We start from the raw sequence: 11,989 nt of genomic DNA, 5'->3' as shown, positions 1-11,989 counted from the left end.
GCAGGGGGGTAATACCCTCCTGCCTTTTCGCATCGGGCCCAAGGCAACATCATCGCCCCGGCGCCTTGCCGCCCGGCCGCCCCTCGCTAGGCTTCACGCCCTGATGGAGAGGACGGACATGATGGGCGAGTTGGGCTTCGGCTATCTCTATGACATGCGCAATCCGGCGCCGTGGCGGCAGTCGCCGGAAGCGCTGCACGCCGAAACGCTGGACGTGATTGCCGAGACCGAGGCGCTGGGTTTCGACGGGGCCTGGGTGCCCGAGCATCATCTGGCCGAGGATGGCTACATGACTTCCCCCATGGTCATGCTTGCGGCGATCGCCGCGCGCACCAGGCGCATGGCGATCGGATCGGGCATCGCGCTGGCGCCGCTTTATGAGCCGCTGCGCTTTGCGGAGGATTGCGCGGTGCTCGATTCGCTGTCCGGCGGGCGGCTGCGGATGGGCCTCGCCATCGGCTATCGCGCGCGGGAATATGCGGCGCAGGGGCTGGATTTCCGCAAGCGCGGGGCGCGGTTCGATGAATTCCTGGCGGTGGTACGGCGGCTCTGGGCGGGGGAGACGGTGGATTTCGCGGGCGATCATTTCCGGCTGGACGGTGCGCGGGTTTCGGCATTGTCGAGCCGGGGGCAGGTGCCGCTCTATATCGGCGGTTTCGCGCCCAAGGCGATGGAACGCGTGGCCCGGTATGGCGATGGGTACTTCGGCAATGCCGATGTCTGGCCGCTCTACCGCCAGAAGCTGGAGGAGCAGGGCAAGGATCCTGCGGCGGCGAAAGTCTGGATCCAGGAACTGATGTTGGTGGTCGCGCATGACAAGGCGGCGGCGATGGAGGAACTGGCGCCGCATTTCCTGCACGTCAGCAATTCCTATGCGGCGTGGATGGCGGAGGACAGCGCGATCGGCATCGACGATCCGGCGATGAAGGCGATGGACCTCGATGCCTTCAAGGCCAGCGGCGCCCTGCGCATCCTGACGCCGGACGAGGCGATCGCCCATTTTCGGCGGCTGCGCGACAAGGCGCCGATCGAACATGTGACGATGATGAAGCCGCCCGGGCTTCCGGCGGAGCGTTTCCTTGCCTATGCCAAGGTCTTCGCGGACGAAGTCGTTCCCGCGTTTCGGTGAGGCAGGATGGAAGTCGGGGTGCCGGAAAGCATTCAAGCGAGTGAGCGGCGGGCCGCCTCGCCACAGTCGGTAACGCGGGTGATCCGCCTGCTGGAGGTGCTCTGCGCCAGCAGCGATCCGGTATCGCTGGCCGATCTCAGCCGCCGCCTTGCCACGCCCAAGAGCAGCCTGGCGGCGCTGCTGCGCGGGCTGGCGGACGAGGGCTTCGTGATCGGTACGGAGGGCGCATGGCGGCTTGGCCCCGGCGCTTTCGGGCTGGGCAGCGCGCTGACCGAGGCGCGGCGGCGGCTGCAGAGTTCGGACCTGATCCGCGACGGCATGCGCCGCCTCAGCGCCGCCAGCGGCGAAACCGTGCTGCTGGGGGTGGGCGACGCGCAGAGCGGGCCGCAGGGCGAGAGCATGACTTATGTCGATCTGGTGGAGAGCGCGCATGTGGTGCGCTATCTCGTCTCGATCGGTGACCGGCGGCCGTTCTACGCCACGGCCGGCGGCCGCGCCTTGCTGGCGACGTGTTCGCCAGAGGCGGTGGACAGCTATCTGAAGCGCCTGACCGCCGAACGTCTGGCGCCGGCCACGCTGGTGGATCGCGCGGGGTTGAAAGCCGCGATCGAAGCGGCGCGCGAACAGGGCTTCGCGCAGACCATCGATCAGGCGGCGGAAGGCGTCACCGGCACGGCGGCGGTGATCCGCGACGCGGCGGGGCAGATCGTGGGCGCACTGGTGATCGCCGCTCCCACCGCGCGGGCGACGGATCGGCTGGAGGAACTGGCGCGGCTGGTGGTGGCGGAAGCGGCGCTGATCTCGCGCAGTTTGGGATTTCGGTAACCGTCAAATCGTCCCCTGCAAGGGGAGGACGGCCCTCACGCCGCGCTGAGCAGTCCTCGATCGCCTTCCAATGCTGCCGTCAGTGCCATGAGGAACTGATCGGTGGCGCGCTCCCACGAGAACAGCGCGCCAAGGGCGGCCGCATCGGCGCGCTCGATCCGTAAAGCGGCGCGGATCGCGGTGGCAAGGTCTTCGTCCACCGCGCCGGCCGGATGCTCCATCGGATCGTCCACGCCGCAACCGTCACGGCCGAGGATGTCGACCGGGCCGGTCACCGGATAGGCGGCAACCGGCGTTCCGCAGGCCAGCGCCTCGATCACGACGAGGCCGAAAGTATCGGTAAGGCTGGGGAACACGAAGCAATCCGCCGCGCGATAGGCGCTGGCCAGTTCTTCCCCGCTCAGCGCGCCCAGGAACAGCACTTGCGGGTAGCGGCGCTTCAGCGTTTCCAGCGCGGGGCCATCGCCCACCACCACCTTGCTGCCGGGCACATCGGCATCGAGAAAGGCTTCCAGGTTCTTTTCGGGCGCGACGCGGCCGACGTTCAGCAGCACCGGGCCGGGCAGTGCCGCCATCACCGGATGGCGCGGGCCCGCGGGGCGGAACTGGGTATGGTCGATGCCCCGGCTCCACGGCCGGGTATGGCCGATGCCGCGGCCGGCAAGTTCGGCGGCAAGGCTGGCGGTGGAAACCAGCACGGCCTGGCTGGGCGCGTGGAAGCGCTGCATGATCGGCCAGAAGCGTTCGGCGCTGATCCCGGTGCGCACCGCCGCATATTCGGGAAAGCGCGTGTGGAACGCGGACGTGAACGGCACCCCGCGGGCCAGGCACCAGCCGCGCGCGGCCCAGCCGATCGGGCCTTCGGTGGCGATGTGGACGATGTCCGGCCGCGTGCGGTCCAGCATCCGGCGCACCCCGAAGCGGGGCGCCATGGCCAGGCGGATCGAGGCATAACCGGGCATCGGCACGGTCAGGAACAGGTCCGGGGTCAGCGTTTCCACTTCATGGCCGCGTCGGATCAGTTCCTCCAACGTGGCCGAGAGCGATCGGACGACGCCGTTGACTTGGGGAAGCCAGGCGTCGGTCGCCAGGGTAAGCTTCACTCGGCGGCCTCGGCCAGGGCGGCGTCCGCGCCCACGGTGTGGCCGCCGGTTTCGGCGATCCAGTCGATGATGGTGATATCGCCCGCCGCGTCTTCCACCAACGCGGTGCAGCTTTCCACCCAGTCACCGTCGTTGTAGTAGGTGATGCCGCCGAACTGGCGGATTTCCGCGCAGTGGATGTGCCCGCAGACCACCCCGTCGAACCCGCGCGAGATTGCCTCGTTCGCCACGGCTTCCTCGTAGCTGCACACGTATTGGACCGCGTTCTTGACCTTCTTCTTCATGTAGGCCGAGAGGGACCAGTAAGGCAGCTTCAGCTTGCGGCGCACCGCGTTGAAGATGATGTTGGCGCGCAGCAGCAGGCCGTAGGCCTTATCGCCCAGGAAGGCGAGCCACCTGGCATAAAGCACCACCCCGTCGAAAGCGTCCCCATGGGTGACCAGCAGGCGGCGGCCGTCCTTGGTTTCGTGGACCGCTTCCAGCACCAGTTCCACGCCGCCGAAGGTCAGGCCGGCGTAATCGCGCAGCATTTCGTCATGGTTGCCGGCCACGAAGACCACGCGGGTGCCGCGATGCGCCATCTTCAGGATGCGGCGGATCACTTCGTTGTGCGCGTCCGGCCAGTACCAGCCCTTGGACAGCCGCCATCCGTCAACGATGTCACCGACGAGGTAGAGCGTCTTGCATTCGATGGAGCGCAGGAAGTCCACCAGCATTTCGGCATTGCAGCCGCGCGTGCCCAGGTGAACGTCCGAGATCCACACGGTTTCGTACTTCCGCTTGGGGCGGAAGCCCTTGGGATCCGGCAGGTCCAGCCAGGCCGGAATATTGCCACCGGTCAAGCCGCCGGTGCGTTCGAGAAGTGCTTGCACGTCGTTCCGCATCGCTCAAAACCCCCGTTTCGCTGTGTCATATTTCGCATTTTCGCGTTGCGTGCGCGTGACGGTTGCGGGTCACTTCGATGACAGGAGTTTGCGCCGCGCATGAAAGGAAGCGTCGCCGCATTTTCGGCGGGGCGAATTCGATGAGGCGGGCGCTTTCACCCTTCAATGTATTTTGCACACAGTATCGCCGCGATTTGTCACGTGATCGTCACAGTCGCCGGGCAAGTAGCCGCCCAAGGTATTGAGGCTAGGGGGCCATGCAGCGGATCGACATCTTCCTGACCAGCGAGCTTTCCGGGGGGCTCGCGGCCTTCCGGCATGACGATTTCGACGTCGTGCTGCACCGCTGGAGCGACGTTGCCGAGCTTCCGCTGATCGAAGGCGCGCTCTGGGTATTCATCGACTGGGTCCTGCCGGAAATGTCGGGGCTGGAACTCTGCCGCCGTCTGCGCGCCGATCCGCTGACGCAGAACGCGCACGTGACGATGGTGCTGGAGGAAGACAACCAGGAAGACCGCAAGCGCGCGCTGCGCATGGGGGCGGACGACTACATCGTCGGCCCGCTGACCCGCGCCACGCTGCTGGACCGCGTGCTGGGCGCAAATATCGGTGATCAGGAAAGCACCGGCCTGCGCGTGCTGGCACAAGGCGAACTGACGGTGGACGTGGCTGCCTTCCAGGCACGCTGGCAGGGCAAGCCGATCTCGCTGATGCCCAACGAATTGCGCCTGCTGCGCTATTTCATCGAACATCCCGGCCGCGTCTTCACGCGCACGCAGCTGATCGCCGCACTGGGCAAGCAGGAACCGGCGGTGGACGAACGCACGGTGGACGTGTGGATCGGCCGCCTGCGCCGTGCACTGAAGGGCGTGGGCGCGGGCAATCCGCTGCGCACCGTGCGATCGCTGGGATACGTCTTCGACACCGCATAAGCGCGGCAGCGCCGCCGATGTCCGTCGCGCGCGGCGCGGTTTTGCAGTATGGTCAGGCTCTCTTCACTGTCCTTCGGAGGTGAACATGCTTGACCGTGACGCTGCATTGCAAACGGTTCGGGAAGTCTACGCTGCCCGCGTGGCGGGTAACAAGGAAGACGTGGCCCAGTATTGGGCGGACGATGCCCGCTTCGAATTCGTGGGCGAATCGTCCGTATTGCATTCGGTTGGATTGACCGCGCCGTCTTCCATCGAAGGCATCGGCCAGCTGATGGATCGCTTTCAATTCAGCGATCTGGAACTTCTGGACGCGGTGGTCGAAGGCGACAGGATTGCCGCGCGCTGGAAAGTGACGGTTGCCACCGACGGCAAGAACCCCGTGAACACGCAGCTGTTCGACCTGATCACCCTGAACGATCAGGGCAAGATCCAGTCCTTCGTCCAGTTTGCCGATACCGCGCTGGTCAGCCAGGTCGCGGGCTGAGTTTCACTGGCTGGCGTCCGCGCCGGCCCGCGAATCGAAGGCGGTCTGCTCGTCGCGAATGTCGAACGCGAACCATGCCTCCTGCCCATGGTCGTAGACCTGCACCAGCTGGTCGGTGACTTTGGCGGTGTAGTGGTGGGCGGAGCCACGGTCATAGCCGCGCGCTTCGCTGCCCGCGATCTCCAGCGAGAAGGCGGCCTTGTCGCCAGCGTCGTAAAGGTCGGGAAGGGTGCCGCCGAATTCGGCCTGACGGTTGCCGTCGAAGCCCTTCAGCCGGTTCTCGCGGGATTCGGCCGCGATCAGCCGTTCGCGCATGGCGGCGTGATCGAACACGCCGGCAACTTTCCTGCCGGTGATGAAGGCGTAGGCGGCGGCGGCGATCATCGCGCGGGTGTGGGGAAGCATGGCCCCACATGACACTCGCCGGCGTTGGAAATCAAGCCGTGTTCGAAACTGCCGCTCCGCCCGTATTCCGGACAGTCTTTCAGCGCTTCTTCTTCACCGTTGGCTTCGCGGGCGGCTTCGGCGCCGATGCCGGCGGGCACGACCAGGCCTTGCGGGTGGCGGCGAAGACGAGGGAGGAGGCGGCGTCGTTGCGGGTTTCCGGATTGTCGCGCAAATAGCCGACCGTCACGTCCTTCAACTGGCTGATCGTTACGCCCGCGGGGATGCAGCTCTTCAGCTTCGCCGCCTCGCGCGTGGTGTTCAGCGCATCGACCGCGCCGGTGATGTAGGCGATGCATTCGTAGGAGCGCTCAAGATACTCCTTCTCGCCCTTCTGCACCGTGCAGATCTCGTAGAGGTCGTTGCCGGTGTAGAACCCCGCGTCGGCGGCGACGGGAAGCAGCACCAGCGGGGCGGCGACGGCGATGCAGGCCAGCTTTGCGGAATTCATGCGCGACTCTCTCTACAGCCCGGGCGCAAACGCGCGCCGTAAATACTTGGGGCAAATGGGCGATGCGTCAACAACCGCGCGGATCGCCAGTGAACTGCCGCGCGTTTTCCTACCCGGCCCCGATGAGATAGATCGATCGGGATGACCGGACGTTCCATCCCGATCGATCAAACGGGCCGCAAGGTGACACATCCGGCGCAAGGTGACGGTTTTTCCCCTGCACCGTGTCAACTGTGTCAACCGAAGTGTCACCTTGTGGTGGTTTCAGGACGTCAGCCCAGCCAGCCGGCGGTCTGGGCCAGCAGCCAGAGGCCGATCACCAGGAACAGCAGCGCCGCGACGGTGCGCACCACGGCCAGTGGCACGCGCTTGATCAGGGCATCGCCCAGGAACACGGCGGGGACGTTGGCGATCATCATGCCGATGGTGGTGCCGGCCATGACCGGCAGCACGCTCTGGAAACGGGCGCCCAGCGCGATGGTGGCAAGCTGCGTCTTGTCGCCCATCTCCACCAGGAAGAAGGCGATGGCGGTGGCGACGAAGGGGCCGAAGCGGCTGGGCTTGGGCGCATCGTCATCGTCGAACTTGTCGGGGATCAGCGTCCAGGCGGCCATGGCGATGAAGCTGAAGGCGATCAGGTAGCGGAACCACTGGCCGTTGAGGAACGCGGAGGCCTGCTCGCCCACCAGCGCGGCCAGGAAGTGGTTGGCCAGCGTCGCCACGAAGATGCCGCCGACGATCGGCCAGGGGCGCTTGAACCGGGTGGCCAGGACGATGGCGAGGAGCTGGGTCTTGTCGCCGATCTCGGCGAGGGCGACCACGGCGGTGGAGGTAAGCAGGGCTTCCAAGGCGAATTCTCCGGGCCGGGCGACAGACAAGACAATAGCGCGGCAGAACCCGCCCGGCCGGACGGAGCTGCAACGCCATTGGTCTCGCCCGAACGGTGCTCCGTCCTCCCGTGCGCCACGGCCTCTCGGCCAAGTGTGTTGACGACGGATCCCGCAGGGGTTGCGGGCGGCTACTCCCCAGATGACGCGCGGCCCATACCGCAGGCCCTCCGGCCCGGCAAACAAAAAGAGAGCCCGGCTGCGTGGTCGCGGCCGGGCTCTTCAAGGATGAGCCGGGGGTCAGGGCCCCCGGGGTGAGGAAGGTTAGAACTTCACCGAGCCGGAAAGCGTGAAGACGCGGCCAAGGTCGTAGGTGTTGTAGTTCACCCGGCCGTCTTCCATCTGCTGGTATTCCTGATGGCTGCGACCGGTAAGGTTGCGGCCTTCGAACTTCAGCTCGATTTCCTTGTTGTCGGACAGCTTGATGCCCTGGCGGATCACCAGGTCGATCGTCAGGCCGGGGTTCTCCAGCACGTCCGGCTGACCGGAGTTGGCAAGACCGCGGCTGACCGCGCGCTTGCTGGCATAGTTGAACAGGATCGTCTGCTGCGAGAGGCTGTCGGTATCCTCAAGCCCGATCTGCACGTTGCCGATGTGCTTCGACTGGCCGGTCAGCGGCGCGCCGTTCTTGAAGTAGTCGGTAGCAAGCGAAGTGCCGGTGCCGGCGCCATAGATGCGCACGGTATCGGTGTCCGTCACCTTCAGTTCGGACTTGGTGAAGGTGTAGTTGCCGATCAACAGCAGGCGGCGCGTTTCGAAGAACTTGCCCATGCTTTCCAGCGGCACGTACTTCTGCGCTTCCAGTTCGACGCCGTAGAGGTTGGCCTTCGGCGCATTCGCATAGGACGTGACGAAGGTTTCAGTGCCGGTCAGGTAGGATTCGATCGGGTTGTTCAGCCGCTTGAAGAAGCCGCCGATCGAGATGCGCTGTTCGGGCGCGAAGTACCATTCCCAGCGCGCTTCGGCGTTGTAGAGCTGGCTGTCCACCAGGAACGGGTTGCCCTGGTAGGTGCGGTTGGTGTCCGGATCGAAGTACGGTTGGTACAGCAATTCGCGGAACTGCGGACGGGCGATCGTCTTCGATGCCGAAGCGCGAACCTGCATGCCGGGCTGGATCTCGTAAGTGAGCGTCAGCGCCGGCAGGAAGTATTCGTTCTTCAGGTCGGTCGCCTTGGTCGCCGGCTGGCCGATCGGGCGCAGGATCGTCGATTCCTTGGCATATTCCCAGCGCACGCCCAGGTCGAACGACAGCGCATCGGTCAGCTGGCCGTCGAACTTGCCGTAGAAGGCGTGGTTGAGCAGGCGGGAGTCGAAGATCGCCGTGGAAGCGTCCGGCTCACGCAGTTCGAGGCCGTAGTTGACGCCGTTGTCCGACAGGTACCACGTGCCCGGCTGCAGCAGCACGTCCAGGCGCAGCAGGCCGAAGTTCGAGATCTGGGTCTGGTCGCCATTGGCGTAGATCGCGAAGGAACGGCGCGAGTTGGTGCGCGAGTTGATCTGGTAGGCATAGCCCACCGTACCCGTCCAGCCCGGCGCGAACATGTGGCTGACGTCGGCACCGGCCGACCACACATCCTCGTTCAGGCGCGAGAAGGTGATCGTGGTCGGGTCCTGGTTGCCGTTGCCGAGGCGGTTGACGTAGTCATCGCCATAGGGATCGGACGCGGTGTTGGTACGCAGGTACTCGGCGTTGATCTCGAACGGGGCGAGGCGCTTGGAGTTCGCGTAGCCGGCGCGCAGGTCGATCGTGGTGTCGTCGGCCGGCTTGAACTCACCCACGAACTGGGTGTCGATCAGCTGGCGTTCGTACCACGCGGTAGTCTGCTCCATGTAATCGGCATTCGGGTTGTTCTCCCGCTTGCCGACGCGCAGGCCAGTGTGCTTGTCGGTGTCGTGAATGTAGACGTTGGTCCAGCGGATCGAGTTCTCGCCCCATTCCAGGCCCAGGCCCAGAAGTGCGTTGCCGATCACGCGGTTGTCGGTGTTCACCGCGGTGAAGTTCTCGAACAGCTGGTCCGGATCGGCGGTAAGGCCCTGGGCCCGCTGCTGCGTGATCTGCTTGGTCTGGGTCTTGTTCGAATAACCGGCCGCCGCGATCAGGCCCAGCGTGGCGCCGCCAAGGTCGAACTTGGTGCCGGCGGAGAAGTCGGCAGACCAGTTCGGCTGGGTGTGATTGTCCTTCTGGACCACCGCGTTGCGGCCGTTCACCAGCAGGCCGCCCAGCTGCTTGGCCAGCTCGCTGGTCGGGTTGATCACCTGATCGCTGTTGAAATAGGCCTGCAGGTCCGATGGGATCGAACGGTTGCCGTTGTCCCAGCCCGTCCAGTCGGTCTTCGAACCGTAGTAGGTGTAGCTCAGCTTGTTGGTGGATTCGGTGTCCCAACCGATGCCGCCGCCGAATTCGATGAAGCTTTCCGCCGGGATCGCCTTGGTCGTCAGATTGATCACGCCGCCGCCGAATTCACCGGGGAAGTTCGCCGAATAGCTCTTCTGCACCAGCGAGGAAGCGACGATGCTGGTGGGGAACAGGTCCAGCGGAACCACGCGCTTGAGCGGTTCCGGGCTGGGCAGGGGGGAGCCGTTGAGCAGGGCCAGCGAATAGCGATCGCCCAGGCCGCGCACGTAGACGTAACCGTTGCCCACCACCGAAAGGCCGGTCACGCGGCCCAGTGCGCCGGCGATATCGCCTTCGCCGGTACGCGCGATTTCCTCGCTGGAGAGGACCGAGATCACTTCGGGTGCCGTGCGCATGGCGTTGCGGCTGCGCTGGCCGGTCACGACGATGGCGCCGCCGGGTACCGAAATCTCGGGAGCCGGGCTTTCCTGCGCGGCATCGGCCGGCGTGGCGCTGTCGTCAGAAGCAGTAGGAGTGGTGCTGTCCTGCGCCCACGCCATGGCCGGCGTAAGGATCGACGTGGAAAGCAGCAGCAGCGAGGCGAGCCGCGGCTTGGTCATGATTGGTCCCCCTGGAACACGAATTTCATTTGTTGACCCTCGGTTCAGGCCCGAAGCGTGACAAAGGGGGAGCGGCCGCGATGGGCCGCCCCCCCGAAGTCACGGGCGGCCCGTTCAGGTCGTCGGCAGCGCGGTGCAGCTGGTGCTCGAACCGAAGGCTGCGGTCGCGTTGTTGCAGGTCCAGCCCTTGTACCAGGTGTCCGAAGCGTCCTTCACGGCGCCGATGTAGGCGACGTTGTCGAAGTAGCTCGAAAGCGAGGTGATGCTGGCGTAGGCGACAACGCCGGCTTCGTTCGCGCCGTTGACGAAGGTGTTCGTCAGCGTCGAGGTGAAGGCGTCGTTGTTGTTGGTGCCTGCGGCGAACTGCGACTGGGTGTTGGCGGCGGTGTAGCTGCCCGAGCCCATGTACTTGGTCGAGTTGCAGCTCATCACCACCGAGAACGCCTTGAGCGTTGCCGGCACCGTGCCGCTGCCGTTCAGGCGAAGGCATTCGTTGTTCGGCGTGTTGATGATGCCGTTGACGAGGGTGATGTCCGAGTTGCCGCGGATCAGCAGCGAAGCAAGGTCGTTGGCTTCGTTGTTGGAGCTGACGGCCGGCTGCACCATCGTGAAGTTCGCGATGTTGGTCTTCTGGCGGGGGAACTGGTCTTCGGCGCCGTTCGAGTCGGCTTCGACCATGGCGTCGCCGCCGCCGCTGCGCTGCAGCAGGAGGACGTACTGGAAGTTGCCCTGCAGGCCGGTGTCGACGTCAAGGCTGTCGTCGTCGGCGTTGACGGCGATGTAGTGCTTGAAGTTCACGGCGCCGCCGAAGAATTCCGCGCCGTCGTCCGAGCTGTTGACCGACTGGAAGTATTCCAGCGTGGTGCCGGTGCCGGTGCCTTCGGTGGTCAGCGACTGCAGTTCCTTGCCGTTGCTGAGCACGTAACCCGAATAACGGATCTGCACGTACTTCATCGTGCCGGCGTTGTAGGTGTTGTCGCTACCGCCGAAGACGGCCTTGTTGACCGCGCCTTCGGTGTCGCGTTCGCAGGTGGTGCTGCCGCCGGCAACGGTCGGTGCCGCGCCGTAGTTGCAGTCCGTCACCTGGCCGCGGCCGAGCAGTACGACGCCGCCCCACTGGCCCTGCGAGCTGTCGTTGTTGGTGCCGACGACGTTGTCGCGGCTGGTGAAGATGATCGGCAGCGCGGCGGTGCCGGTAGCGTTGATCTTGTTGCCGCGGTTCACGGCGAGCCAGGCCGGCTCGGCGCCGTTTTCACCGTAGACGATCACGCCCGGATCGATGGTCAGCGTCACGTTGGTGTCGGCCGACAGGACCTTGCTGTTGCAGCTGGCGGTGGTGGTGGTGAAGGTCGAGGTTGCGGTCGGTGCCGCGAAGCCACCGTCGCAGCCCACGTCGACGCGGCCGTTCAGGCGGTAGAGCACGCCGGCAACCTTGGGCAGGCTGGAGCTGACGTCAACCAGTGCGGGCAGCGTGCAGACGCGCCAGGTGCCTTCGGGGCCGCTGATCGTGCCGCTGTTGGTCAGGCCGCCGGTGGCGTTGAAGCTGGGGCAGCTGGCCGCCGCGACGACGGTGCCCGAAGTCGGGGTCGGAGTCGGCGTGGGGGTCGGCGTCGGATTGTTGATCACGATGCTGCCCGCGCCAGGCGAGGAGATGTCGTCGGCGCCGCAACCGGCAAGTGCAAGAGCGCTGCAGCCGAGCAGCATCATGCCATGGATAGTCTTCACGTGATTTCCCCCGTTGGACAGGTCGGTACGAGACGGCGAGTCCGCCTTCGCTGTCAGGGGCGTCTAGGGAGAGGGGGTGACAGTTTGTTGGCGATAGCGTGACAGAAATATGCAGTAATATGACTGCAACATGACGATCGGGGCTGTGAGGCCGGGATTGCCTGCCGCGA

At 65.5% G+C, this 11,989-nt stretch carries 11 protein-coding genes and 1 riboswitch; of the genes, 4 read left to right on the top strand and 7 right to left on the bottom strand.

The annotated features are described in order from the left end of the window. Positions 1-118: 118 nt before the first annotated feature. The gene (locus tag WBP06_RS11595; protein ID WP_395327670.1) at positions 119-1,129 is read left to right on the top strand and encodes an LLM class flavin-dependent oxidoreductase; all 1,011 of its coding nucleotides are present in this window, start codon (positions 119-121) and stop codon (positions 1,127-1,129) included. A gap of 18 nt (positions 1,130-1,147) precedes the next feature. After that, on the top strand, positions 1,148-1,954 hold the full coding sequence (locus WBP06_RS11590; RefSeq protein WP_395327667.1) for an IclR family transcriptional regulator: 807 nt from the start codon (positions 1,148-1,150) through the stop codon (positions 1,952-1,954). Between the two features lie 35 nt (positions 1,955-1,989). Here WBP06_RS11590 and WBP06_RS11585 read toward each other — a convergent pair whose 3' ends face one another. Both WBP06_RS11585 and WBP06_RS11580 read right to left on the bottom strand, forming a co-directional pair. Then, complete coding sequence (locus WBP06_RS11585; protein WP_395327664.1) at positions 1,990-3,057, bottom strand: glycosyltransferase family 4 protein; 1,068 nt, start codon at positions 3,055-3,057, stop codon at positions 1,990-1,992. Next, positions 3,054-3,941: a UDP-2,3-diacylglucosamine diphosphatase gene (locus tag WBP06_RS11580; RefSeq protein ID WP_395327661.1), complete on the bottom strand. Its 888-nt coding sequence runs from the start codon at positions 3,939-3,941 to the stop codon at positions 3,054-3,056. The genes WBP06_RS11585 and WBP06_RS11580 overlap by 4 nt, the downstream gene beginning before the upstream one ends. A gap of 257 nt (positions 3,942-4,198) precedes the next feature. Between WBP06_RS11580 and WBP06_RS11575 the strand changes: the two genes are divergently transcribed. Next, positions 4,199-4,873, top strand: coding sequence for a response regulator transcription factor (locus tag WBP06_RS11575; RefSeq protein ID WP_395327658.1), 675 nt, complete (start codon positions 4,199-4,201; stop codon positions 4,871-4,873). 85 nt (positions 4,874-4,958) lie between these two features. Next, positions 4,959-5,357, top strand: coding sequence for a nuclear transport factor 2 family protein (locus WBP06_RS11570; RefSeq protein WP_395327655.1), 399 nt, complete (start codon positions 4,959-4,961; stop codon positions 5,355-5,357). A 3-nt stretch (positions 5,358-5,360) separates the two neighbouring features. Here the strand turns inward: WBP06_RS11570 and WBP06_RS11565 are convergent, their stop codons facing one another. The 5 genes from WBP06_RS11565 to WBP06_RS11545 all read right to left on the bottom strand — a co-directional run bounded on the left by WBP06_RS11565 (position 5,361) and on the right by WBP06_RS11545 (position 11,819). Next, entirely contained in the window at positions 5,361-5,762 is a 402-nt protein-coding gene (locus WBP06_RS11565) for a hypothetical protein (RefSeq protein WP_395327653.1), read from the bottom strand. 79 nt (positions 5,763-5,841) lie between these two features. Next, positions 5,842-6,252, bottom strand: a complete 411-nt coding sequence (locus WBP06_RS11560; RefSeq protein WP_395327650.1) for a Rap1a/Tai family immunity protein — start codon at positions 6,250-6,252, stop codon at positions 5,842-5,844. 272 nt (positions 6,253-6,524) lie between these two features. Beyond that, complete coding sequence (locus tag WBP06_RS11555; protein ID WP_395327647.1) at positions 6,525-7,100, bottom strand: TMEM165/GDT1 family protein; 576 nt, start codon at positions 7,098-7,100, stop codon at positions 6,525-6,527. Between the two features lie 59 nt (positions 7,101-7,159). Beyond that, positions 7,160-7,292, bottom strand: a riboswitch (yybP-ykoY riboswitch). Between the two features lie 111 nt (positions 7,293-7,403). Continuing rightward, a complete protein-coding gene (locus WBP06_RS11550; RefSeq protein WP_395327644.1) occupies positions 7,404-10,094 on the bottom strand; it encodes a TonB-dependent receptor domain-containing protein in 2,691 nt (896 codons plus the stop codon). Between the two features lie 114 nt (positions 10,095-10,208). Then, complete coding sequence (locus WBP06_RS11545) at positions 10,209-11,819, bottom strand: hypothetical protein (protein WP_395327641.1); 1,611 nt, start codon at positions 11,817-11,819, stop codon at positions 10,209-10,211. Positions 11,820-11,989 lie beyond the last annotated feature (170 nt).

Source organism: Novosphingobium mississippiense (assembly GCF_044029535.1).
Taxonomy (GTDB): domain Bacteria; phylum Pseudomonadota; class Alphaproteobacteria; order Sphingomonadales; family Sphingomonadaceae; genus Novosphingobium.
This window is presented reverse-complemented; position numbering and strand designations above follow the sequence as displayed.